General features: G+C 71.5%; 22 protein-coding genes and 1 riboswitch. Of the genes, 8 read left to right on the plus strand and 14 right to left on the minus strand.

The window, feature by feature from the left end:
* Window position 1: 1 nt before the first annotated feature.
* Window positions 2–1,201, minus strand: coding sequence for a polyamine ABC transporter substrate-binding protein (locus tag ACZ56V_RS34725; protein WP_468947572.1), 1,200 nt, complete (start codon window positions 1,199–1,201; stop codon window positions 2–4).
* A gap of 194 nt (window positions 1,202–1,395) precedes the next feature.
* Window positions 1,396–2,835: a gamma-aminobutyraldehyde dehydrogenase gene (locus ACZ56V_RS34730; RefSeq protein ID WP_468947573.1), complete on the minus strand. Its 1,440-nt coding sequence runs from the start codon at window positions 2,833–2,835 to the stop codon at window positions 1,396–1,398.
* A gap of 164 nt (window positions 2,836–2,999) precedes the next feature.
* Between ACZ56V_RS34730 and ACZ56V_RS34735 the strand changes: the two genes are divergently transcribed.
* The 7 genes from ACZ56V_RS34735 (at window position 3,000) to ACZ56V_RS34765 (ending at window position 9,863) form a co-directional block, all read left to right on the plus strand.
* A complete protein-coding gene (locus tag ACZ56V_RS34735) occupies window positions 3,000–3,515 on the plus strand; it encodes an Lrp/AsnC family transcriptional regulator (RefSeq protein WP_356365722.1) in 516 nt (171 codons plus the stop codon).
* A 2-nt stretch (window positions 3,516–3,517) separates the two neighbouring features.
* The gene (locus ACZ56V_RS34740; RefSeq protein ID WP_356365719.1) at window positions 3,518–4,891 is read left to right on the plus strand and encodes an aspartate aminotransferase family protein; all 1,374 of its coding nucleotides are present in this window, start codon (window positions 3,518–3,520) and stop codon (window positions 4,889–4,891) included.
* A gap of 202 nt (window positions 4,892–5,093) precedes the next feature.
* The gene (locus ACZ56V_RS34745) at window positions 5,094–5,870 is read left to right on the plus strand and encodes an ABC transporter ATP-binding protein (RefSeq protein ID WP_104632524.1); all 777 of its coding nucleotides are present in this window, start codon (window positions 5,094–5,096) and stop codon (window positions 5,868–5,870) included.
* Window positions 5,852–7,264 (plus strand): hypothetical protein, encoded by a 1,413-nt coding sequence (locus ACZ56V_RS34750; protein WP_468947575.1) that lies wholly within the window; start codon window positions 5,852–5,854, stop codon window positions 7,262–7,264. The genes ACZ56V_RS34745 and ACZ56V_RS34750 overlap by 19 nt, the downstream gene beginning before the upstream one ends.
* Window positions 7,265–7,396: 132 nt before the next feature.
* A complete protein-coding gene (locus ACZ56V_RS34755; protein ID WP_398914845.1) occupies window positions 7,397–7,804 on the plus strand; it encodes a VOC family protein in 408 nt (135 codons plus the stop codon).
* 79 nt (window positions 7,805–7,883) lie between these two features.
* Window positions 7,884–9,002, plus strand: coding sequence for an LOG family protein (locus ACZ56V_RS34760; protein WP_468947603.1), 1,119 nt, complete (start codon window positions 7,884–7,886; stop codon window positions 9,000–9,002).
* Window positions 9,003–9,158: 156 nt separating this feature from the next.
* On the plus strand, window positions 9,159–9,863 hold the full coding sequence (locus tag ACZ56V_RS34765; RefSeq protein WP_104632528.1) for an LAETG motif-containing sortase-dependent surface protein: 705 nt from the start codon (window positions 9,159–9,161) through the stop codon (window positions 9,861–9,863).
* Between the two features lie 121 nt (window positions 9,864–9,984).
* On the opposite strand, the gene ACZ56V_RS34770 is transcribed toward ACZ56V_RS34765, so the two are convergent.
* The 9 genes from ACZ56V_RS34770 to rpsB all read right to left on the minus strand — a co-directional run bounded on the left by ACZ56V_RS34770 (window position 9,985) and on the right by rpsB (window position 19,951).
* On the minus strand, window positions 9,985–11,013 hold the full coding sequence (locus ACZ56V_RS34770) for an ABC transporter ATP-binding protein (RefSeq protein ID WP_398914843.1): 1,029 nt from the start codon (window positions 11,011–11,013) through the stop codon (window positions 9,985–9,987).
* Window positions 11,014–11,015: 2 nt separating this feature from the next.
* Window positions 11,016–12,617, minus strand: coding sequence for an ABC transporter permease (locus ACZ56V_RS34775; RefSeq protein ID WP_398914994.1), 1,602 nt, complete (start codon window positions 12,615–12,617; stop codon window positions 11,016–11,018).
* A 68-nt stretch (window positions 12,618–12,685) separates the two neighbouring features.
* Window positions 12,686–13,774 carry a thiamine ABC transporter substrate-binding protein gene (locus ACZ56V_RS34780; RefSeq protein WP_468947577.1) on the minus strand — a complete coding sequence of 363 codons (1,089 nt, stop codon included), beginning with the start codon at window positions 13,772–13,774 and terminating at the stop codon, window positions 12,686–12,688.
* A 79-nt stretch (window positions 13,775–13,853) separates the two neighbouring features.
* Window positions 13,854–13,959: riboswitch (TPP riboswitch) on the minus strand.
* 38 nt (window positions 13,960–13,997) lie between these two features.
* Window positions 13,998–15,104 (minus strand): dual-specificity RNA methyltransferase RlmN, encoded by a 1,107-nt coding sequence (gene rlmN / locus ACZ56V_RS34785; protein ID WP_104632532.1) that lies wholly within the window; start codon window positions 15,102–15,104, stop codon window positions 13,998–14,000.
* A gap of 112 nt (window positions 15,105–15,216) precedes the next feature.
* Window positions 15,217–16,395, minus strand: coding sequence for a phosphatidate cytidylyltransferase (locus tag ACZ56V_RS34790; protein WP_468947578.1), 1,179 nt, complete (start codon window positions 16,393–16,395; stop codon window positions 15,217–15,219).
* Complete coding sequence (frr, locus tag ACZ56V_RS34795) at window positions 16,395–16,952, minus strand: ribosome recycling factor (protein WP_104632573.1); 558 nt, start codon at window positions 16,950–16,952, stop codon at window positions 16,395–16,397. Before frr ends, ACZ56V_RS34790 begins: the two co-directional genes overlap by 1 nt.
* 179 nt (window positions 16,953–17,131) lie before the next feature.
* On the minus strand, window positions 17,132–17,890 hold the full coding sequence (gene pyrH / locus ACZ56V_RS34800; protein ID WP_104632534.1) for a UMP kinase: 759 nt from the start codon (window positions 17,888–17,890) through the stop codon (window positions 17,132–17,134).
* A 206-nt stretch (window positions 17,891–18,096) separates the two neighbouring features.
* A complete protein-coding gene (tsf, locus tag ACZ56V_RS34805) occupies window positions 18,097–18,933 on the minus strand; it encodes a translation elongation factor Ts (protein WP_398914836.1) in 837 nt (278 codons plus the stop codon).
* A 94-nt stretch (window positions 18,934–19,027) separates the two neighbouring features.
* Window positions 19,028–19,951 carry a 30S ribosomal protein S2 gene (gene rpsB / locus ACZ56V_RS34810; protein ID WP_398914834.1) on the minus strand — a complete coding sequence of 308 codons (924 nt, stop codon included), beginning with the start codon at window positions 19,949–19,951 and terminating at the stop codon, window positions 19,028–19,030.
* A 273-nt stretch (window positions 19,952–20,224) separates the two neighbouring features.
* On the opposite strand from rpsB, the gene ACZ56V_RS34815 reads away from it, so the two are divergent.
* Window positions 20,225–20,884, plus strand: coding sequence for a murein hydrolase activator EnvC family protein (locus ACZ56V_RS34815; protein WP_467383627.1), 660 nt, complete (start codon window positions 20,225–20,227; stop codon window positions 20,882–20,884).
* Here the strand turns inward: ACZ56V_RS34815 and ACZ56V_RS34820 are convergent.
* The 3 genes from ACZ56V_RS34820 to dprA all read right to left on the minus strand — a co-directional run bounded on the left by ACZ56V_RS34820 (window position 20,838) and on the right by dprA (window position 23,998).
* The gene (locus tag ACZ56V_RS34820) at window positions 20,838–21,395 is read right to left on the minus strand and encodes a TetR/AcrR family transcriptional regulator (RefSeq protein ID WP_104632538.1); all 558 of its coding nucleotides are present in this window, start codon (window positions 21,393–21,395) and stop codon (window positions 20,838–20,840) included. The genes ACZ56V_RS34815 and ACZ56V_RS34820 overlap by 47 nt on opposite strands.
* A 128-nt stretch (window positions 21,396–21,523) precedes the next feature.
* Window positions 21,524–22,366 carry an RNA polymerase sigma factor WhiG gene (gene whiG / locus ACZ56V_RS34825; protein ID WP_398914830.1) on the minus strand — a complete coding sequence of 281 codons (843 nt, stop codon included), beginning with the start codon at window positions 22,364–22,366 and terminating at the stop codon, window positions 21,524–21,526.
* Between the two features lie 282 nt (window positions 22,367–22,648).
* On the minus strand, window positions 22,649–23,998 hold the full coding sequence (dprA, locus tag ACZ56V_RS34830; protein ID WP_468947581.1) for a DNA-processing protein DprA: 1,350 nt from the start codon (window positions 23,996–23,998) through the stop codon (window positions 22,649–22,651).
* Window positions 23,999–24,122: the final 124 nt, after the last annotated feature.

Raw genomic sequence — 24,122 nt, forward strand, 5'->3', positions numbered from 1 at the left:
GCTACACCCCGACGATCCCGTTCCACCGCTTCGCGAACTCCGCCCGCTCCCCCGCCGGGATGTCCCGCGCGACGGCGAGCCGTTCCCGCATCGCCGCGTCCGGGAAGATCAGCGGGTCCTCGGCCAGGGCGGCGGTCTCCTCGTCGCCGGAGGAGGCGAGCACGTCCCGGGCGGCGGGGACCGGGCAGACGTAGTTGACCCAGGCGGCCAGCTCGGCGGCGACCTCGGGCCGGTAGTAGTGGTCGATCAGCCGCTCGGCGTTGGCCTTGTGGCGGGCCAGGTCGGGGATCATCAGGGACTCGGCCCACAGTTCGGCGCCCTCCTCCGGGACGACGAACTCGATGTCCGGGTCGTCCGCCTGGAGCTGGATCACGTCGCCGGAGTACGCCTGGCAGGCGAGGACGTCGCCGCTGGAGAGGTCCTTGATGTAGTCGTTGCCGGTGAAGCGGCGGATCTGCCCTGCGCCGACCTGCCGCTCCACCTGGTCGCAGATCCGGTGGAAGTCGTCCGTCTTCCAGCCGGTGATGTCCACGCCGTTGCCCTGCATCAGCAGCGCGAAGGCCTCGTCCATGCCCGACAGCAGGGTGACGCGGCCCTTGAGGTCGGCCGCCCACAGGTCGGACACGCGCCGGATCTCCCGGCCCAGCCTGCGCCGGTTGTACGCGATCCCGGTGATGCCCGACTGCCAGGGCACGGTGAACTTCCGGCCGGGATCGAAGGCGGGCGAACGCAGCAGCGGGTCCAGGTACCGGGTGACGTTCGGCTGGCGGGAACGGTCCATCTCCTGCACCCAGCCCAGCCGCACGAACCGCCCGCACATCCAGTCGCTGATGACGATCAGGTCGCGGTCGGTGTGCTGGTGGTTCATCAGGGACGGGCTGATCTTGCCGAAGAACTCGTCGTTGTCGTTGATCTCCTCGATGTAGTCGACGGAGAGGCCCGTCTCCTTCTCGAAGGCGTCGAGTGTGGGCCGCCGGCTGGGGTGCTCGTCGTCGGTGTCGATGTACAGCGGCCAGTTGGCCCAGGTCAGCCGCCGTTCACCGGCGGACCGGTCGGTCGCGGCCCGGTCGCCCGGCGCGACGTACGCGGCGGGCACACCGCAGCCGGCCAGTGTGCCGAGCGCACCGAGCGCGGCGGAACCGCCCAGGCCGCGCAGCAGGGTACGACGGGAGAGCGGGGGCGTCTTCGGGAGCAGGGGCATGGCACGAGGATCTCGTCCGGCGCCCACCGGGACAATCGACGCTGCGTCGAGCGGGCCCGGCCGGGCCCGACACCCTGTCGAGCGCGCGGAGTTCACCCCAGGCAGGCGCCGCACGCACCGCGGCCCCGGACGGAGACCGGGAAGGTTCCGTCCGGGGCCGCGCACACCGGGTGCGGTCCGCACACCGCCCGCGGTCACACGTCCAGCGACGTCATCACGTGCTTGATCCGCGTGTAGTCCTCGAAGCCGTAGCCCGACAGGTCCTTGCCGTAGCCGGACTTCTTGAAGCCGCCGTGCGGCATCTCGGCGACCAGCGGAATGTGGGTGTTGATCCACACGCAGCCGAAGTCCAGCTTCTTGGACATCCGCATCGCACGGCCGTGGTCCTTGGTCCAGACCGAGGAGGCCAGCGCGTACTCCACGCCGTTGGCCCACTCGACGGCCTGGTCCTCGTCGCGGAAGGACTGGACGGTGATGACCGGGCCGAAGACCTCCTGCTGGATGATCTCGTCGTCCTGCTTGAGGCCGGAGACGACGGTCGGGGCGTAGAAGTAGCCCTTGTCGCCCACCTGGTGACCGCCGGCCTCGACCTTGGCGTGCGCGGGCAGGCGCTCGATGAACCCGGAGACCTGCTTGAGCTGGTTGGGGTTGTTGAGCGGGCCGTAGAGCACGTCCTCGTCGTCCGGCTGCCCGGTCTTGATCTCGGACGCGGCCTTGGCGAGCGCGCTCACGAACTCGTCGTGGACCGACTCGTGGACCAGCACGCGGGTGGCCGCCGTACAGTCCTGTCCGGCGTTGAAGTAGCCCGCCTCCGAGATGCCCGCGACGGCCTTGGGGATGTCGGTGTCCTCGAAGACCACGACCGGGGCCTTGCCGCCCAGCTCCAGGTGGACCCGCTTGAGGTCCTTGGAGGCCGACTCGGCGACCGACATGCCGGCCCGCACGGAGCCGGTGATGGAGGCCATCGCCGGGGTCTCGTGCTCGACCATCAGGCGGCCGGTGTCGCGGTCGCCGCAGACGACGTTGAAGACCCCCTTGGGCACGATCGAGCCGATGATGTCGGCCATCAGGGCCGTGGAGGCGGGGGTGGTGTCCGAGGGCTTGAGGACGACCGTGTTGCCCGCGGCGAGCGCCGGGGCGAACTTCCACACGGCCATCATCATCGGGTAGTTCCACGGCGCGACCTGCGCGCAGACACCGATCGGCTCGCGGCGCACGAAGGAGGTCAGACCCTCCATGTACTCGCCGGCGCCGCGGCCTTCCAGCATCCGCGCCGCGCCCGCGAAGAAGCGGATCTGGTCGACCATCGGCGGGATCTCCTCGGAGCGGGTCAGCCCGATCGGCTTGCCCGTGTTCTCCACCTCGGCCGCGATCAGTTCCTCGGCCCGCTCCTCGAACGCGTCCGCGATCTTCAGCAGGGCCTTCTGCCGCTCGGCCGGCGTCGTGTCGCGCCAGGCCGGGAAGGCCGCCGCGGCGGCCGCCATGGCGGCGTCCACGTCCGCCTGCCCGGACAGGGGGGCGGTCGCGTACGCCTCGCCGGTGGCGGGGTTGACCACGTCCGTGGTCCGTCCGTCGGCGGCGTCCCGGAACTCACCGTCGATGTAATTGCGCAGACGACGCAGCTCGGTGCTCACTGCCGGCCCTCCAAGTTCGGTGTCCAGTGACTGAGACACCCACCCTAGACGGAGTCCCGACGTTTTCAACACCCCCACCACCCTCAGGGTTGCGATATCCGCAGATTGGAGCGAGTCAAACAACGAATTTCATCGAACCGGCCTTGCGAAACTGTCGATACGTCGTGCACAGTGAAGCCGTGGCCAGTCGAAGCGCAGACCAGAAGGACTCCCGCGAGTCCAGGAACGGCGGCACCCAGTTGGACGCCGTCTCCCTCGCCATCATCGAGCAGCTCCAGGAGGACGGCCGCCGGCCGTACGCCGCCATCGGCAAGGCCGTGGGCCTGTCGGAGGCGGCCGTGCGCCAGCGCGTCCAGAAGCTCCTCGACCAGGGCGTGATGCAGATCGTCGCCGTCACGGACCCGCTCACCGTGGGCTTCCGGCGCCAGGCGATGGTCGGCGTCAACGTCGAGGGCGACGTGGAGTCGGTGGCCGAGGCGCTGGCGGCCATGTCCGAGTGCGAGTACGTGGTGATGACCGCGGGCTCCTTCGACCTGATGGTGGAGGTCGTCTGCGAGGACGACGACCACCTCCTGGAGGTCATCAACCGACGCATCCGGGCCGTGCCCGGCGTGCGCTCCACCGAGAGCTTCGTCTACCTCAAGCTCAAGAAGCAGACCTATATGTGGGGAACCCGATAATCGTGAGCACCGACAGCCCCAAGGACCTCAGCCGGACCGCGTACGACCACCTGTGGATGCACTTCACCCGCATGTCGTCGTACGAGAACGCCCCCGTCCCCACCATCGTCCGCGGTGAGGGCACCCACATCTACGACGACAAGGGCAGGCGCTACCTCGACGGCCTCGCCGGCCTGTTCGTGGTCCAGGCCGGACACGGCCGCACGGAGCTGGCCGAGGCCGCCGCGAAGCAGGCGCAGGAGCTCGCGTTCTTCCCGGTGTGGTCCTACGCCCACCCCAAGGCCGTCGAGCTGGCCGAGCGGCTGGCGAACGAGGCCCCCGGCGACCTCAACAAGGTCTTCTTCACCACCGGCGGCGGCGAGGCGGTCGAGACCGCCTGGAAGCTCGCCAAGCAGTACTTCAAGCTGACCGGCAAGCCCACCAAGTACAAGGTGATCTCCCGCGCGGTGGCCTACCACGGCACCCCGCAGGGCGCCCTGTCCATCACCGGCCTGCCCGCCCTGAAGGCCCCCTTCGAGCCGCTGGTCCCCGGCGCGCACAAGGTGCCTAACACCAACATCTACCGAGCCCCGCTCTTCGGCGACGACCCCGAGGCCTTCGGCCGCTGGGCCGCCGACCAGATCGAGCAGCAGATCCTCTTCGAGGGCCCGGACACGGTCGCGGCGGTCTTCCTGGAGCCCGTGCAGAACGCCGGCGGCTGCTTCCCGCCCCCGCCCGGCTACTTCCAGCGGGTCCGGGAGATCTGCGACCAGTACGACGTGCTGCTCGTCTCGGACGAGGTCATCTGCGCCTTCGGCCGCCTGGGCACGACCTTCGCCTGCGACAAGTTCGGCTACGTCCCGGACATGATCACCTGCGCCAAGGGCATGACCTCGGGCTACTCCCCGATCGGCGCCTGCGTCATCTCCGACCGCCTGGCCGAGCCGTTCTACAAGGGCGACAACACCTTCCTGCACGGCTACACCTTCGGCGGCCACCCGGTCTCCGCCGCGGTGGGCATCGCCAACCTCGACCTGTTCGAGCGCGAGGGCCTCAACCAGCACGTGCTCGACAACGAGGGCGCCTTCCGCGCCACCCTGGAGAAGCTGCACGACCTGCCGATCGTCGGCGACGTCCGCGGCAACGGCTTCTTCTACGGCATCGAGCTGGTCAAGGACAAGGCCACCAAGGAGTCCTTCAACGAGGAGGAGACCGAGCGGGTCCTGTACGGCTTCCTCTCCAAGAAGCTCTTCGAGAACGGCCTGTACTGCCGTGCCGACGACCGCGGCGACCCGGTCATCCAGCTCGCCCCGCCGCTGATCTCCAACCAGGAGACCTTCGACGAGATCGAGCAGATCCTGCGCGCCACGCTGACGGAGGCGTGGACGAAGCTCTGATCGTCCCGATCATCCGCTGAGATGATCATCACCGGCCCCGGTGCGGTCCGTTCGAGTGAGAACGGCGGCCCGGGGCCGCGTGCTGTCCGGCTTCCTCCGCGGCGACTCCTTACGGTGCCCAGTGACCGATCGGCCCCGCCTTCGTTCCCCCGGAAGGGGGACAAGACCGGGGAAATACGGATCAGAACCGAGGTGTACGCCCATGGAGGCCCCGCCGGACAACGACGTGCTCTGGGCCCGTGCCCTGCACTTCCAGCACCACGACGGCTCCCCCGCGCTGCAAGGAGTGTCGCTCGGTGTGCGCGAGGGCGAGATCCTCGCCGTGAGCGGCCCGCGCGGCAGCGGCAAGACCACACTGCTGCGGTGTCTGTCCGGACTGGTCAAGCCGCAGGACGGCGAGGTCTGGTTCAACAGCGTGCCGGTGCACACCATGGGTCCGCTCAGCCGCGAACGGCTGCGCCGCGACCGCTTCGGCTGGATCGACCCCGCCCCGGCGCTCGTCCCGGAGCTGAACGCCTGGGAGAACGCCGCGCTCCCCCTCATGCTGCGCGGCACCGGCCGGCGTCGGGCCAAGACCGCCGCCCTGGAGTGGCTGGACCGCCTGGACGTCGGCGGCAAGGCACGCAGGCGCCCGCACGAACTGCGGCAGGCCGAGCGGCAGCGCGTCTGCATCGCCCGCGCCCTCGCCGTCGCCCCGGCGGTCCTCTTCGCCGACGAGCCGACGGCCCCCCTGCACCGCGCGGACCGCGCCCACGTCCTGCGGACGCTCACCACGGCGGCCCGCTCGCACGGCATCACCGTCCTGCTCGCCACGCACGACGCGCAGACCGCCGCCCTGGCGGACCGCTCTGTGGCGCTCCTCGACGGACGGCGGGTACGGACCGTGCACCTGCCGCCGCTCGCCGAGACCACGGTGGCCACGGGTGCCGCCGGGACTCCCGGAACGGAAGGCCGGGCGGCGTGCTCGCTCTCCGCCTGACCCGCACCGCCCACCTCGCCGTCCATCTGCGCCGTCTGCTGGTCGCGATGGCCTCGGCGGGCACGGGCTTCCTGCTGCTGTGCGCCCTCGGCCACGCGCTGAGCCACCCCGACGCGCCCGGCGCCTCCGCCCTGCGCCTGGCCTGGTGCGCGGCGCCGCTGGCCGCCGCGGTGTACCTCGCGGTGGCCGTGGCCCGCACGGACCCCGGGACCCGGCCCCGCTCGGGGCTGTCGGCGATCGGCCTGGGGCCGGGCCGGCTGATGGCCGTCTCGGCGACGACCACCGCCCTGTCCGCGTCCCTCGGTTCGGTGGTGGCCCTGCTCGCCTTCCTCCACCTGCGCGGTGACCTGACCGGCCGGCCGGCCTCCGGCCGCGTGGCGGCCGACGCCCTGGCCGTCGGCCAGTCCCTCCCCGCCCCGGCCGTCCTGACCCTGCTGGTCCTCGTACCGGCCCTCGCGTCGGCCGCGGTGGCCCACACCCTGCGGCCCCGCGATCCCCGGCCCGCCGCGGCCCCCGCACCCCGCGGCTACGGCCGCTTCGGCGCGTACGGCTGGGGCAAGGCCCGCGAGACCTTCGGCGCCTACGGCCGCTTCGGCGCCCGCACCGCCACCGCTGCCCCTGCGGGCAGTCAGGCCGCTGGGGCGGCACGGGTGGGTGCAGGCGGCGCCCTGCAAACCCAGGCGAGTGATCCCCACCCCCCGGCCGCGACCCCGGCGGACGGCACCACACAGACGCTGGACGCCGCTCCCCCGCTCCCGGCGGACACTACCCCCGACACCCCGCCCGAGCCGGCCCCCCGCCCCCAGAACACCACCGCCCTCCCCTGGGGCATCGCCGTCCTCACCGCGGGCCTCACCGTCGAGACCTACACCGGCAACGCGGCCGGCGCGCCCACTCCCGGCACCGCTCCCTCCGCCGGCGTACTGATCGGCTGGGCCCTCACCGCCCTGGGCCTCGCGCTGGCCGGACCGGGCCTCACCCACCTGTGCGGCCGGCTGCTCCAGGCCGCCCGGCCCGGCGCCCTGCGCCTCCTGGCCGGCCGCGTCCTCATGGAGGAGTCGCAACGCGTCGGGCGTCCGCTCGGCGTCGTGGCCGCCGTCGCCGCCGCGGCCTACGTGACCGCGACCGTGTACGACGGGGACGGACCCGCCTTCGGCCCGCTCAGCACCCTGGGCGCCCTCCTCGTGGCGGGCTGCACCGTGGCCACCCTGCTCACCGCGGCCGTCGAGGCCCGGCACGCCCGTGCCGACACCACGGACGCCCTGCTGCGGCTCGGCGCGCCCCCGGCGACCCTGCGCGCCGCCGCCGCCGTACGCGCCGCCGCCCTGCTCGCCCTGTTCGTTCCGCTGGTCCTGATCGTCGCGGTGCTGGCGGCGCTGCCGCTGGACCACTGACCGGCGGAAAACATTTTCGAGAAAGTCCGCGCAACCGCGATGAGTTCCGGGGCCGCCTCCCGTCTAACCCTTCGAACGGCACGCCATACGAACCGCACCGCCGCAGCGGCACATCCACGGGAGAGGCCCCCCATGTACCAGCAGATGATCTTCCTGAACCTGGCCACCAACGACCTCGACGCCTCGAAGAAGTTCTTCACCGGGCTCGGGTACGGGATCAACGCCCAGTTCAGCGACGACACCACCGCCTCGATCCCGCTGAGCGACACCATCGTGGTGATGGTGCACACGCCGCAGAAGTACCGGGAGTTCACCAAGAAGGAGATCGCGGACTCGACGAAGTCCAGCGAGGTGCTGATCGCGCTGAGCGCCGAGAGCCGCGAGAAGGTCGACGAGCTGGTGGAGAAGGCGGTCGCGGCCGGCGGCTCGGTCTCCGGCGAGACCCAGGACCACGGCTTCATGTACGGCCGGGCCTTCGACGACGTCGACGGCCACACCTTCGAGGTCGTGTGGATGGACCCGGCGGCCGTCCAGGGCTGATCCGGCGCCTGCCTAGCATGGGCGGGTGGATCAGACACCCGCCCAGCGCAAGGCCCGGTCACCGCACGGGTCACCGTCCCTGTCACAGTTCCAGTCCCACCACGCCTCCCACGACCGGGAGATCGAAAGCCTCGCCGAGTTCGACCGGGTCGTCTCGGCGCACAGCAGCCTCGCCCACCACCGCGTCCAGGCCGTCGACCTGACGGACCGTACGGACGCCCTGCTCACCGCCGACCCCACGGGCGCCGTCTTCCTCGGCTGCCCGATGGACCCCCGCGCCGCTGCCCGGGTGCGCGCCGCCGGGGCCCTGGTCTTCCCGCCGATACCGGGCCTCCCCTTCGACCCCTACCGGGGGCAGGTCTACTCCCCCGACGAGTTGTACGCCGGCCTCGACGAGGGGTACGGGGCGACACCGGACGCCCTGGCCTACGACTGGTTCCAGCAGACCAAGGCCGACGGGGACGTCTTCGCCTCCATGCTGCGCGCCGTCCACGACGACGCCGTCTCGGACGCGCTGGACGAACTCGTCGCGGGCAGCCGGGTGGTGGGCGTCATGGGCGGCCACGCCATGGCCCGCGGCACCGCGGAGTACGCGGGCGCCGCCCGCCTGGGCCGGGAACTGGCCCGCGCCGGTCTCACGGTGGCCACGGGCGGCGGTCCGGGCGCGATGGAGGCGGCGAACCTCGGCGCGTACGCCGCCCCGTTCGACGACGCGATGCTGGACGACGCGCTGGTGCTGCTCGCCGAGGCCCCGTCGTTCACGCGGTCGATCGCCGACTGGGCGCGGTCCGCGTTCGAGGTGCGCGAGCGCTGGCCCGGGGGCGGCGCCTCGATCGGCATTCCGACCTGGTTCTACGGCCACGAGCCGCCCAACGCCTTCGCCGCGCACATCGCCAAGTACTTCGCCAACGCCACGCGCGAGGACGGTCTGCTGGCCCGCTCCACCGCGGGCGTGGTGTTCCTGCCGGGCGCGGCCGGCACCCTCCAGGAGATCTTCGACAACGCGACGCCGAACTACTACGAGTCGCGCGGCGAGCCCACGCCGATGGTGCTCGTCGACCGGGAGCACTGGACCCGGACGCTGCCGGCCTGGCCGCTGCTGCGATCGCTCGCGACGGGGCGGACGATGGAGTCCCGAATAGCACTGGTTGACCGAATCGACGAGGCTCCCGACGCGCTGAAACGTCTCGGCGGTTAATAAGACGGCAAAGTCAACGGCCAGGGCGGGCATATGCGTTGACACTTCTTACGCCCCACTTATAGACCAGTGAGGCTCATGGGTGTGCTGATGCCGCGTCATCGAGCGTCGGCACCCTCTTCACCCCCCGCATCCGCGCTCCCGTAAAGGACAAACGTGGCAGTCCTGTCCATAATCAGCCGCACGGCATCACGCCGTAGCGTCCGCGCCCTCGGCGTCGTCGCCGCCTCCGCGGCCCTGGCGCTCAGTGCCTCGGGCAACGCCCTCGCCTGCAACATCGGCGAGTTCTCCGCCGAAGCCAAGTGCGACGGCGACAACGGTGTCATCACCGTCACCGACGTGGACCCCGCCGGCATCCCGGCCACCGTCACCGTCTACCTCAAGGACGGCGACAAGCAGGTCGGCCAGCAGACGGTCAAGGGCTCCAAGGAGGGCACCACCGTCTCCTTCCCCGTGGACTGGCAGCCGAACACGGTGTACCGCATCCACGTGAAGGCCGACCGGTACGTCGACGAGGACATCCAGCCGGACGTCACCACCCCGTCGACCCCCTGCAAGACCGAGGACACGCCGTCCCCGACCCCGTCGGAGAGCTCCTCGACCCCGTCCGACGAGACGGAGTCCCCGGCGCCCGAGCCGTCCACGTCGGCCCCCGCGCCGTCGCAGTCGGAGAGCACCGCCCCGGCGGCGGTGCCGAACGACAACGCCCCGTCCCCGGCGGCCGGTGACTCCAACCTCGCCGAGACCGGTGCCAACTCCAACACCGGCATGATCGCCGGTATCGCGGCGGCCCTGGTCGTCGTCGGTGGCGGCGCCGTCTTCTTCGGCCTGCGCCGTCGCGGAGCGAACAGCGACAGCTGACGCCCGCTGCCCCGCGCAGATGCCTTCACCGCGGTGGCCCGTCCCGGTCCGGGGCGGGCCACCGTCGTTTTTCGGGCCGAACGCCGCCTTCTCCTCGCAGCGCGGCCCGCGGAACGCCTGCTCAGCCGAGCACGACGACCTCCGCCGCGTCGAACTCCACCCCGACCACGGCCCCGACCTCCGGCGCCGCCCGCAGCGCGCAGGCCGCCTCCAGGCGGGGCGCGTCCTCGGGCTGGAGATGCACGGCGACGTGCGTGCCGCGGAAGGTGCGGGCGGTGACCGTGCAGCGCAGGCCCTCGTCGGCGGGGACGACCCGGACCCCGGCCGGCCGCACGAGCACCGTCCGCGTGCCCTGCGGTGCGTCCTCGGGGACCGGCACCTTGCCCCACGGGGTGTTCGCGGCCTGTCCGGCGACGGACGCCTCGGCCACGTTGTCGAAGCCGAGGAAGCGGGCCACGAACGCGTCCGCCGGCCGCTGCCACACCTCCAGCGGCGTCCCCGACTGGGCGATCCGCCCGTCCCGCATCACCACGACCCGGTCGGCGAGCGCGAACGCCTCACCCTGGTCGTGCGTCACGGCCAGCACCGTGGTGCCCAACCGCCCGAAAAGCTCGCGCAGTTCGACCACGAGGCGCTCCCGCAGCGAGCGGTCCAGCTGGCCGAGCGGCTCGTCCAGCATCAGCAGCCGGGGGCGAGGCGCGAGGGCACGGGCCAGCGCCACTCGCTGCTGCTCCCCGCCGGAGAGCGCGGCGACGGACCGGCGGGCGGCGCCCGGCAGTCCGACCAGCTCCAGCAACTCCCCCACGCGGGCCCGCTGCTCGGCCCGGGACGCGCCGCGCATCCGCGGCCCGAAGGCGATGTTTCCAGCCACGTCCCGCTGCGGGAACAGCTGGTGGTCCTGGAACATCAGCCCGACCTCGCGCTGGTGCGCGGGCACCCCGGACTGGTCCCGCCCGTCCAGCGTCACCCGCCCGGCGTCCAGCGGCTGGAGCCCGGCGACCGCCCGCAGAAGCGTCGACTTGCCGCTGCCGCTGGGCCCGAGCACGCACACCACCTCGTGCTCGGCGACCCCCAGGTCGACGGCGTCGAGCACGGGCCGCCCGCCGAAGCGGACGGTTGCTCCTTCGAGGCTCAGCAGGCTGGGCGGCATGGTCAGAACTCCCCGCTCCGGTCGGTCCGCAGCCGCTCCAGCACCACCAGGGCCACCGCGCACACCAGCATCAGAATCGTCGAAAGGGCCATCGCCTGGCCGTAGTTCATCTCCCCGGGCCGCCCCAGCAGCCGCGCCACGGCGACGGGCAGCGTCGGGTTGTCGGGGCGCGCGATGAACACGGTCGCGCCGAACTCCCCCAGCGACACCGCGAACGCGAACCCGGCCGCGACCAGCAGCGCGCGCCGCACCATCGGCAGGTCCACCTCGCGCCAGACCCGCCACGGCGACGCACCCAGCACCGCGGCGGCCTCCCGCAGCCGCCCGTCCACCGCCCGCAGCACCGGCAGCATGGTCCGTACGACGAAGGGGACGCCCACCAGCGCCTGGGCGAGCGGCACCAGGATCCAGGAGGACCTGAGGTCCAGCGGGGGTTCGTCCAGCGCGATCAGGAACCCGAACCCGACGGTCACGGCCGACACGCCGAGCGGCAGCATCAGCAGCGCGTCGAACCCGCGCACGAAGCGGCCCGCGTCGCGCCGGGTGAGCGCGGTCGCGGCCAGCGCGCCGATCACCACGGCGATGCCGGTGGCGGCGACGGCGTACTGGAGGGAGTTGCCGATCGCCTCGATCGGCGGGACGAGGAAGGCGCCGCCGTCCTCGTGGGTCAGTGCCCGGTAGTAGCCGAAGCCGGAGGCGCCCAGCGACCGCTGGACCAGTACCGCGAGCGGCAGCACCAGCAGGACGACGATGACGCCGAGGACCCCGGCGAGCAGTGCCCACTGCCCGGCTCCACGCGGGCGGCGGGCGGTCGTGGCCGCGTCCACGAGCCGTAGCGCCGTCTCGCGCCGCCGCACCGTCCAGGCGTGCACGGCGAGGACGGCGGCGACGGCCGCGAACTGGATCAGCGTCAGCACCGCGGCCGTGGACAGGTCGAAGACCTGGGAGGTCTGGCGGTAGATCTCCACTTCGAGGGTGGAGAAGGTGGGCCCGCCGAGGATCTGGACGACGCCGAAGGAGGTGAAGGTGAACAGGAAGACCATCAGCGCGGCGGCGGCCACGGCGGGCGCCAGCGCGGGCAGTGTGACCTGCCGCCAGGCCCGCAGCCGCGAGGCGCCGAGCATCCGCGCGGCCTCCTCCTGCCGCGGGTCGAGCTGCGCCCAGAGGCCGCCGACGGTGCGGACGACGACGGCGTAGTTGAAGAAGACGTGCGCCAGCAGGATCGCCCACACCGTGGTGTCCAGGCGCACGCCCCACAGCTCGTCCAGCAGCCCGCCGCGCCCCACCAGGGCAAGGAACGCCGTACCGACGACGACCGTCGGCAGCACGAAGGGCACGGTCACCGCGGCCCGCAGGACCTGCTTGCCGGGGAAGTCGAAGCGGGCGAAGACGTACGCGCCGGGCAGCGCGATCAGCAGGGTGAGCGCGGTCGACGCCAGTGCCTGCCAGGTGGTGAACCACAGCACGTGCCGTACGTCGGACTGCGCGAGCACGTCCCCGATCCGCCCCAGCCGCCAGACCCCGTCGACCTCCAGGCCGCGCGCGACGATGGCGGCGACGGGGTAGGCGAAGAACACCGCGAAGAACGCGACGGGCACGGCCATCAGGCCGAGCCGGACCGCGCTCCCGCGCACGGTCCGCGTCGGCTCCGCCGCCTGCTTGCCTTCCCGGCTCACTTCAGTACGAGCGAGGTCCACGACTTGACCCACTGGTCGCGGTTGTCGGCGATCTTCGCCGGGTCGAGGGTCTGCGGGTCCTTCGCCTGCGGCCCGAACTTCGAGAACACCTCGGGGACCTCCGCGCCCTCCCGCACCGGGTAGACGAACATGTTCAGCGGCATGTCCTCCTGGAAGGTCCTGCTCAGCAGGAAGTCGAGGAGCGCCTTGCCGCCCTCGGGGTTCTTCGCGTTGCTGAGCAGGCCCGCGTACTCGACCTGCCGGAAACAGGTGCCGTCGGCGACGCCGGTGGGGGCGGTGGCCGGCTGCGGGTCGGCGTAGACGACCTCGACGGGCGGGGAGGAGGCGTAGGACACGACGAGCGGACGGTCGCCCTTGGCCTTCTTGCCGCCGGCCGAGCCGGAGAACTCCTCGTTGTAGGCCTGCTCCCAGCTGTCGACGACCTTGACGCCGTTCGCCCTGAGCTTCTTCCAGTAGCCCTCCCAGCCGTCGCCGTACTTGGCGGCGGTGCCGAGCAGGAAGCCGAGGCCCGGCGAGGAGCTGCCCGCGTTCTCGGTGACGAGGAGGTTCTTGTACTCGGGCTTGGCCAGGTCGTCGAAGGACTTGGGCGGGGTCAGCCGATGCTGGTCGAAGTACGCCTTGTCGTAGTTGACGCAGATGTCGCCGGTGTCGATCGGCGTGACCCGGTGCTTGTCCTGGTCGGCGCGGTACTCGGGCCGGACCTGGTCCGAGCCCTTGGCCTCGTACGGCTGGAACAGGCCGTTGTCGAGGGCGCGGGACAGCAGGGTGTTGTCGACGCCGAAGAAGACGTCGCCCTGCGGGTTGTCCTTGGTGAGGATGGCCTTGTTGACGGCCTGCCCGGCGTCGCCGTCCTCCAGGACCTTGACCTTGTAGCCCGACTTCTTCTCGAAGGCGGCGATGACGTCCTTGGACGCGGCCCACGAGTCGTGGCTGACCAGGGTCACGGTCTTGGAGCCGCCGGAACCGCTGCCGCCGGAGTCGTCGGACGACGATCCGCAGGCGGCGAGCGTGCCGACCATGCCGAGTCCGACGGCCAGGACACTGACCTTCTTGGTGATGCTCACTGAATTCCTCCTGGGTGACCAGGAGAAGACGCGGCCCCGCCCGGAACCCCTGGCGAGGGTCCCGGGCAGGGCGCAACAGCTCGAGTGGTGACCGATCTCCCTACCCAGAATGACCTGGGCCAGGTTCGGAGGGTCTGCGGCCGGTGCCGCACTCTCAGCGCTGTGGCGCTCCCCTGTCGGAATATGAAGATATGGCTGTGCTGACGTACTTCCGCCGGTCAGGTTACCGCTCGCTCGCGGCCAGCTGACCACACGCCCCGTCGATCTCCTGACCACGGGTGTCCCGGATCGTCACCGGCACACCGTGCGCCGCGATCGCCTCCACGAACGCCTTCTCGTCCTCGGGCCGGGACGCGGTCCACTTGGAGCCGGGCGTGGGGTTGAGCGGAATGAGGTTGACGTGCACGGGCCTGCCCTTGAGCAGCCGCCCGAGCCGGTCGCCGCGCCACGCCTGGTCGTTGATGTCCCGGATCAGCGCGTACTCGATGGACAGCCGGCGCCCGGACTTCGCCGCGTACTCGAACCCGGCGTCCAGCACCTCGCGCACCTTCCACCGCGTGTTGACGGGGACGAGGGTGTCGCGCAGCTCGTCGTCGGGGGCGTGCAGGGAGATGGCGAGGCGGCACTTGAAGCCCTCGCCGGTGAAGCGGTGGATCGCCGGGACGAGACCGACCGTGGAGACGGTGATCCCGCGCTGGGAGAGTCCCAGCCCGTCGGGCTCGGGGTCGGTGAGCCGGCGGATGGCCCCCACGACCCGGTTGTAGTTGGCGAGGGGCTCGCCCATGCCCATGAACACGATGTTGCTGAGCCGCGCGGGCCCCCCGGGAACCTCGCCGTCCCTGAGCGCCCGCATGCCGTCCACGATCTGGTGCACGATCTCGGCGGTCGACAGGTTCCGGTCCAGGCCGGCCTGGCCGGTGGCGCAGAACGGGCAGTTCATGCCGCAGCCGGCCTGGGAGCTGATGCACATGGTCACCCGGTCCGGGTAACGCATGAGCACCGACTCGACGAGCGTCCCGTCGAACAGCTTCCACAGCGTCTTGCGCGTGGTCCCCTGGTCGGTCGAAAGGTGCCGCACGACCGTCATCAGCTCGGGCAGCAACGCCTCCCGCAGCCCCTCGCGCGAACCGGCGGGGATGTCGGTCCACTGCTCGGGGGCGTGCGCGTACCGCGCGAAGTAGTGCTGCGAGAGCTGCTTGGCGCGGAACGGCTTCTCACCGATCGCGGCGACAGCCTCCTTGCGCTCGGCAGGCGTGAGATCGGCAAGGTGCCGCGGCGGCTTCTTGACTCCGCGCGGCGCGACGAATGTGAGTTCTCCGGGCTTAGGCATGGCTGTACCAGTGTCGCAGACATACGGAGAAGGACCCGCCGCCCTGTGGACAACGGGTCCCCCTCCGAAGAACCAGCAGGTCAGACCCATCCTGAAAGGGTCTTCGACCGGATCAGCCCGAGCCGACGAAGATCACCAGCAGCAACCACACCACCGGCGCCGTGGGCAGCAGTGAGTCCAGCCGGTCCATGATGCCGCCGTGGCCCGGCAGGAGGGTGCCCATGTCCTTGATGCCGAGGTCCCGCTTGATCATGGACTCGCCGAGGTCGCCCAGCGTGGCGCTGACCGCGACCACGAGGCCGAGCAGCAGTCCCTGCCACCAGGTGCCGTCGTCGATCAGGAACTGCATGCACAGCGCGCCCGCCACCATCGCGAAAGCCACCGCTCCCAGCAGCCCCTCGCGGGTCTTGCCGGGGCTGATGCGCGGGGCGAGCTTCTTCCTGCCGAAGCGCCAGCCGACGGCGTAGGCCCCGGTGTCGCTGACGACCGTCAGTATCAGGAAGACCAGCACGCGCCAGGCGCCGTCGCCGGCCGCCAGCATCATGGCGACGAACGTGGCCAGGAACGGCACGTAGAACGCGGCGAACAAGCCCGCCGTGACGTCCCTGAGATACCCCTCGGGCGGCTCCGTCATCCGCCAGACCAGGACCGCGAGCGCCGTGAGCGCCATGGCGACCCACGCTCCCTCGGCGCCGCGCGCGTAGCCGGCGACCACCATCGCGGCTCCGCCGATCGCGAGCGGCACCAGGGGCGCCTTGATGCCCTTGCGCTCCTCCAGCCGCTTGGTCAGCTCCCACAGGCCCACCACGACCGCGACCGCGATGACACCGACGAAGACCGCCTTGACGACGAACAGCGACGCGATGATCACCACGCCGAGCCCGACGCCGACCCCTATCGCGGCACCCAGGTCGCGCCCCGCGCTCTTCTTCTGCGGAGACGGCTGGGGCTGCGCCGGCTGCGGGACGTCGGGCATGGGCTCCGGATTCCGCGGCACCGCCGCATACGGCTGCGCCGACGTGCTCGGGTCGCGATACGGCTCGTCGCGAACGGACTGGTCGTGGAACGGCTCGTCCCGGAACAAGGGACCGCTCAGCCGAGCGGTCCCCTGGTCGTCGTCCTGGTCTCCGCCGTGTTCGGGTACGTCGGGCACGATGGGCATGGGGCGAGTCTGCTGCGCGTAGTGCGCATCGTACGCGGGACCCGCCGGGCCGGCGCCCTGGACGGGTCCCTGGTCGGACGGCCCCCAGTACCCGGCTTGTGGCGGCGCTCCCCAGGAAGAGTCGTTCATCAGACCTCGAGCAGCTCCGCTTCCTTGTGCTTCAGGAGCTCGTCCACCTGCGCGACGTACTTGGCGGTGGTGTCGTCGAGTTCCTTCTCCGCACGGCGGCCCTCGTCCTCGCCGACCTCGCCGTCCTTGACCATCTTGTCGATGGCGTCCTTGGCCTTGCGGCGCACGGAGCGGATCGAGACCTTGGCGTCCTCGCCCTTGGCCTTGGCCACCTTGATGTACTCCCGGCGGCGCTCCTCGGTCAGCTCGGGGAACACCACCCGGATGATGTTGCCGTCGTTGCTCGGGTTGACGCCCAGGTCCGAGTCGCGGATCGCCTGCTCGATGTTGCGCAGGGCCGTCTTGTCGAAGGGGGTCACCACGGCCATGCGCGGCTCGGGCACGGAGAACGAGGCCAGCTGGTTGATCGGCGTCGGCGCGCCGTAGTACTCCGCCACGATCTTGTTGAACATCGCCGGGTGCGCACGGCCGGTGCGGATCGCGGCGAAGTCCTCCTTGGCGACCACGACGGCCTTCTCCATCTTCTCCTCGGCCTCGAGGAGGGTCTCTTCGATCACCACTTGCTCCTGCGTGTCTTGAGTAGGCCCGGCTGCGGTTCCCCTGCGGGCGGCGGCCGGCTGCGTCGCGTTCTTCCTGCACGGTTCCCGACCGGCGGGACATTGTCCATCCCCCGGCCCGGTCCCGTCCCGTCCGTCCCCCGGACAGGTGGCGTCCGCGGACGGGGGGTGTTCTCCGGTCAGTCCCGGCTGCCCTGGTCACCCACGAGCGTGCCGATCTTCTCACCCTTGACGGCGCGGGCGATATTGCCCTCCTTCAACAGCTCGAAGACCACGATCGGGAGGCTGTTGTCGCGGCAGAGCGTGACGGCCGTGGCGTCGGCGACCTTCAGGTCCCGGGTGATGACCTCGCCGTAGCCGAGCGCGTCGAACTTCACGGCGTCCGGGTTGGTCTTCGGGTCGGAGTCGTAGACCCCGTCCACGCCGTTCTTGCCCATGAGCAGGGCCTCGGCGTCGATCTCCAGGGCGCGCTGGGCGGCGGTGGTGTCGGTGGAGAAGTACGGCATGCCCATACCGGCGCCGAAGATGACCACGCGGCCCTTCTCCAGATGGCGCACGGCGCGCAGCGGGATGTAGGGCTCGGCGACCTGGCCCATGGTGATGGCGGTCTGCACGCGGCAGTCGACGCCCTCCTTCTCCAGGAAGTCCTGGAGCGCCAGGCAGTTCATCACGGTGCCGAGCATGCCCATGTAGTCGGAGCGGGCGCGGTCCATGCCGCGCTGCTGCAGCTCGGCGCCGCGGAAGAAGTTGCCGCCGCCGATGACGATCGCGATCTGCGCGCCGTCCCGGACGACGGCCGCGATCTCACGGGCGATGGCGTGCACCACGTCGGGGTCGACGCCCAGGCCCCCACCGCCGGAGAAGGCCTCTCCGGACAGCTTCAGCATGAAGCGGCCGCGTACTTTGCCGTCGTCGCTCTTCTCGGCCTTGGTGGTCATGGAGATCTCGCCTCTTTTACGTGGGTCACACACACGAAGAAGGCCACTGCCGGTGGGGGCGTGTTTCGCATCCCATACGCGGCAATGGCCTCCTCGTCAGATCTGCTGTCGTCCGCCGCCACGCGCGCGTACGCAACGGCATACGCGAACGGCGCCGACGACTGCTGTCGACCCTACCGGGGTCGCACGTCCGTCGCGGTACGGACTCAGATGCCGACCTTGATGCGCGAGAAGCGCTTCAGGCTGACACCGGCCTCTTCCAGCACCTTCTGGACGGACTTCTTGTTGTCCAGGGCGTAGGGCTGGCCGAGGAGGGTGGCGTCCTTGAAGAAGCCGTTGAGGCGACCCTCGACGATCTTCGGCAGGGCGGCCTCGGGCTTGCCCTCGGCGCGGGTGGTCTCCTCGGCGACGCGGCGCTCGGACTCGACGACCTCGGCCGGGACGTCCTCCTTGGAGAGGTACTTCGGCGCGAAGGCGGCGATGTGCTGGGCGACGCCCTTGGCGATCTCGGCGTTGGGCTTGTCCAGCTCGACGAGGACACCGATCTGCGGGGGCAGGTCGGGCATCGTGCGGTGCATGTACGCGGTCACGAAGCCGCCGGAGAACCGCGCGAAGCGGTCCAGGACGATCTTCTCGCCGAGGTTGGCGTTGGCCTCGTCCACGTACGCCTGCACGGTCTTGCCGGGCTCGATCTCGGAGGCGAGCAGGGCCTCGAGGTCGGCCGGGGCGGCGTTGGCGACGTGCTCGGCGATGGTCTTGGCGACGGTCTGGAACTTCTCGCCCTTGGCGACGAAGTCCGTCTCGCACTTCAGCTCGACGAGGACGCCCGAGGTGTTGTCGTCGGCGATGATCGAGACGACGGCGCCGTTCTCGGCAGAGCGGCCCTCGCGCTTGGCGACGCCCTTCTGGCCCTTGATACGGAGCGCCTCGACGGCCTTCTCGACGTTGCCCTCGGCCTCGTCCAGCGCCTTCTTGCAGTCCATCATGCCGGCGCCGGTGAGCTCGCGGAGCTTCTTGACGTCGGCGGCGGTGTAGTTCGCCATGATTCCGGAATCTCTCTCGAAGTCTGAAGATCTACGGGCCGGACGGCGGGGGCTGTGCTGCCCCCGCCGTCCGGCACCCGAAGGTGGTGAGGGGTCAGGCCTGCTCGGCGTCCGCGGCCGGGGTCTCGGCGGGCGCCTCGGCGGCCGGGGCCTCCTCGGCGGCGGGAGCCTCGGCGGGGGCGGCCTCGGCAGCCGGCTCCTCGGCGGGCTTCTCGGCGGCCTCGGCGTCGTCCTTCTTCTCGGCCTTCTCGCCCTCGAGCAGGTCGCGCTCCCACTCGGCGAGCGGCTCGCCGGCGGCCTTCTCGCCCTTGGCACCGCCGGCGGCACCGGAGCGGGCGATGAGGCCCTCGGCGACAGCGTCGGCGATCACGCGGGTGAGCAGGGTGACGGAGCGGATCGCGTCGTCGTTGCCCGGGATCTTGTAGTCGACCTCGTCGGGGTCGCAGTTGGTGTCGAGGATGGCGACGACCGGGATGTTGAGCTTCCGGGCCTCGCCGACCGCGATGTGCTCCTTCTTGGTGTCCACGATCCAGACGGCGCTGGGCACCTTGGACATCTCGCGGATACCGCCGAGGGTCTTCTCCAGCTTGGCCTTCTCGCGGGAGAGGACCAGCAGCTCCTTCTTGGTGAGGCCGGAGGCGGCCACGTCCTCGAAGTCGATCTGCTCGAGCTCCTTCAGGCGCTGCAGGCGCTTGTAGACGGTCGAGAAGTTGGTGAGCATGCCGCCCAGCCAGCGCTGGTTGACGTAGGGCATGCCGACGCGGGTGGCCTGCTCGGCGATGGCCTCCTGCGCCTGCTTCTTCGTGCCGACGAACATGACCGTGCCGCCGTGGGCGACGGTCTCCTTGACGAACTCGTAGGCGCGGTCGATGTACGACAGCGACTGGAGCAGGTCGATGATGTAGATGCCGTTGCGCTCGGTGAAGATGAAGCGCTTCATCTTCGGGTTCCAACGGCGGGTCTGGTGACCGAAGTGGACGCCGCTTTCCAGCAGCTCCCGCATCGTGACGACGGCCATGGCCGTATCTCCTTGGTTTTCTCGGTTGTGCCGCGCGAGCCGGGACGGCTCCCGCGCCTGACGCCCGCGATGCGCCGTGCCGCAAGGGACCGAGGGGCGCTGACACCGGCCTCGGGAGGCCTCGTGTCGGGGCGTGCGAAGTCGACCCGGTGACCCGGATCGCCACCAGAAGTGTACGGGACCCGCGGGGTACCGGGTGACGCGGCTGTCCACAACCGGAGCGCGGTCCACAGGGCCGGGCGGCGAGGGGTCCTGGTGCGGGACGGTGCTCGCATGCGAACGAGGCGATGGGTGCGGGCGTGTGCCCGGGTGGTGGTGCTGTCGGCCGTCCTGACCGTCCTGGCCGTGCAGGGCGCGGGGCCGCCGCGCCCGGCGCCGGCGACGGCGGTGTGGGCCCTGCCGGACACGGTGGACCCGGTGGTGCCGGCCGTGGCCCGGTACTGGCCGGTCGGCACGCGGCCCCCGGTCCTGCGGGGCTGGGAGCCCCCGGCGACCCCGTACGGACCGGGGCACCGCGGCGTGGACCTGGCCGCGGACGGCGGTGCGCCGGTACGGGCGGTGGCCGCGGGGCGGGTGTCGTTCGCGGGACCGGTCGCGGGCCGGGGTGTGGTCTCGGTGGAATTGACCGGGACGGGCAAACCACCCCTGCGGACGACGTACGCCCCCGTAGAGGCGGCCGTGCGGAAGGGTGACGAGGTCGCGGCCGGGCAGCTGCTCGGCACGGTGGAGCCGACGGGCCCACACTGCACGGCCTGCCTGCACTGGGGTCTGCTGCGGGGCGAGGTCTATCTGAACCCGCTCTCCCTGCTCCCGCCGTGGCTGCTGAACGCGGGTCCGTCGAGACTGCTGCCGGTCCTGGGCGTACCGCTGCCCGGCCGCGCGGAGATCAGCCCCGCACGCCGCGCAGCGCCATGGAGACCGCCGCCTCCGTGATCGCGGTCGGCTCCTCCGCCGCGCCCAGTTCGATCCGCCGTACGGCCGCGTCGACGACGCCCTGGAGGAGCATCGCCGCCAGTCGCGGCTGGGCGTGCCCCATCTCGCCGAGCGCCTCGACGATCATCGCGACCAGTCCGCCGTGTGCCGCGCGGATCTTCTCCCGGGCGCCGGCGTCCAGCTCGCTCGCGGAGATGGCCACGACGGCCCGGTGCCGCCGGTCCCCGACCAGGTCGAGCTGCTTGCGCACATACGCCTCGACCTTGGCCTCGGGGGCCGTCTCGCGCTCCATCGCGGTCTCGACCTCAGCGGCCCAGACGGGGAAGTCGACGGCGCACAGCTCCTCGACCACTGCCGCCCGCGACCGGAAGTACTCGTAGACGGACGACCGGGCGAGGCCCGTCCGTTCGGCGAGGGCGGGGAAGGTCAGCGCCTCCGTTCCGCCGTCGGACAGCAGGGAGCGTGCCGCGTCCAGCAGGGCGGCACGCTGCATCGACCGGTGCTCGGCCACAGAGGCCGCTCGAATCCTTGGCACGTCACCACTTTACGGACGCGGCACCCCGTACGGGAGTCATCCGCCCGGCCGCCCGTCCTCCGACCGGGTCACCGGCGAGGTCGTCTCCCTGGCTCAGGTCCAGGTCAGCGACCGAAACTCGCCAGCTTGGCGCGCAGCTGCAGCACCGACTTGGTGTGGATCTGGCTGACCCTGCTCTCGGTCACACCCAGCACGTTCCCGATCTCGGCGAGCGTGAGGCCCTCGTAGTAGTACAGCGTGACCACGGTCTTCTCCCGCTCCGGCAGTGTGTTGATCGCCCGGGCCAGGAGCCGTCGCAGCTCCCGGTCCTCGGCGACCTCCACCGGATTGTCGGCGGCGGTGTCCTCCAGCGTGTCCATCAGACTCAGCCGGCCGCCGCCCTCGCTCCCCGCGTGCAGCAGCTCCTCCAGGGCCACCACGTTGGCCAGCGACAGCTGGCTGAAGACCGCGTGGAGGTCCTCCACCGCGATCCCCATCTCCACGGCGACCTCGCTCTCGGAGGGGGTGCGGCGCAGCCGTGCCTCCAGCGTCGCGTAGGCGCGCTCGACGTTGCGCGCCTTCTGCCGCACCGAACGCGGGATCCAGTCCAGGGCGCGCAGTTCGTCGATCATCGCGCCTCGGATCCGGGTGATCGCGTACGTCTCGAACTTGATCTCCCGGTCGACGTCGAACTTCTCGATGGCGTCGATCAGCCCGAACACCCCCGAGGAGACGAAGTCGGCCTGCTCGACGTTGGACGGCAGCCCCACGCTGACGCGGCCCGCCACGTACTTCACCAGGGGCGAGTAGTGCAGGATCAGCTGTTCCCGCAGCCGCTCGTCGCCGGTCGCCTTGTACGACCGCCACAACTCGTCGAGCGTCGAGGGGGCGGACGGTCGCACGCTGCCACCGTCGCGGGCGGCTGGGGGGATGGCCGCCCGGTCGGACCCGGAGGTGTGCTGGGGCATTCGTCGCCTAGTGCCGTTCTGCCGTGATGTGGATCTGCCTGTGGCCGCCGGTCTGCTCTCTGGTTGTCGCCTGCTGTCGGCCGTCTGCGTGGGGGTCATCGTGAGCGTAGCGTGACTGGACCGTCGCGGTGTGCGAAGGAGTGGGTGGTGACCCTACGCAGATACGTTCCGCCGAACGCTCTACAGGGGGGACGATGATCGCTCTGGGTGATCACTCGAATACCTCAACTGCCAGAATCCCCAGGGGCGTCGGGGTTCCCCCGGACGGCCGAACACGGTGCGTCAGCACGGGCTGCGACCGCCGCGAACCGAGATCATCGCCTGGCGTGTCAACTTCCAGCCGTCGCCGTGTCGTTCGACGTAACCGAGTGCTCGAAGCTCGTACAGCCTCGCGATCGCGTCGTCCTCGGTGGTCTGGGCGCGGCGTGCCGTCTCCGCCGCCGTCGCCGTTCCCCGCCCGGGGAGACCGGACAGCACCTGGCGGGTCCGGGGCTCCAGGAGGTCGGTGGGCAGGACGGGTCCGCGGCGCTCCGGAGGCAGCTCTCCCATGGCGCCCACCAGTTCGACCACCTCCGCGGCGTCGCCGACGAGCACCGCGTCGCCGCGCAGCAGCTCGTGCACCCCGGCGGAGAGGGCGCTGGTCGCCGGTCCGGGCACGCCCATCACGTGCCGGCCCAGCCGCCGGGCCGCTCGGGCGGTCACCAGCGAGCCGCTGCGGTGGGCGGCCTCGACGACCACGGTGCCCCGGGTGAGGGCGGCGATGACCCGGTTGCGCAGGATGAATCTGCTCGGCGTCGGATGGTCGCCCGGTGGCAGCTCTCCGACGACCAGGCCCTGCTCGGCGATCCTGGTGATCAGCGCGGTGTGCCCGGGAGGGTAGGGGCGGTCGACCCCGCAGGCGAGGACCGCCGCGGTGGCGCCGCCGGCACCGAGGGCACCGCGGTGTGCGGCGCCGTCGATCCCGTAGGCGCCGCCGGACACCACGACCCAGCCGCGCTCGGCCAGTCCGGCGGCGAGGGTGGTGGCCATGTGGGCGCCGTACTCGGTGCAGGCGCGGGCGCCGACGACGGCGACCGACCTGAGCGCCCACATGCGCAGACTCGGTCCGCCCCGCATCCAGAGCCCGAGCGGCCGGGCGTCACCGAGGTCGTCGAGCTGACCCGGCCACTCCGCGGTCCCCGGGACCACGAACCGCACCCCCGCGGACCGGGCGACGGCAAGGTCACGGCGGGGGTCGGCCAGGCCCGCCCGAGCGCACAGCCCGGCCCAGCGCTTCTGGCTCACTCCCGGCAGGGAGCGCCCGCCCTCGCGCAGGCGCCGCACCACCTCCAGGACCCCGCGCTCCCGCACCCACCGACCGCCCGTCTCGTCACCGGGCTCGAGCACCCGGGCGAGGAAGACCCGCCCGAGCAACTCACCGTCCACCGGTCGGTCACCCCGCGCCCCGCTCCCGTCGGCGTCGTCGCCCACGGCACCGGCGTCGTCCCCGGCCGCGACACGTGTCCCCGCGTCCCCCTCGGGTGGACCAATGCGACCGAGATGCACGCCCTCGGCCGGCCCGCTTCGACGGAGAGACACGGCGTCGTCGCCGAAGAGGGTGTCGTCCGTCGGCGACGGCGCATTCCCACTCATGGCGGCGCCCTCCAAGGGCACGGTCTCCCGGCTCACGGCGGCGTCGCCCGGAGGCGTGGCCTGCCCCCTCACCGCGTTTCCCGGCAGCGGCGCGGTCCCCTCGCCCGCAGCGGCATCCCCCGTC

It is taken from the genome of Streptomyces sp. NPDC034099 (assembly GCF_055575415.1).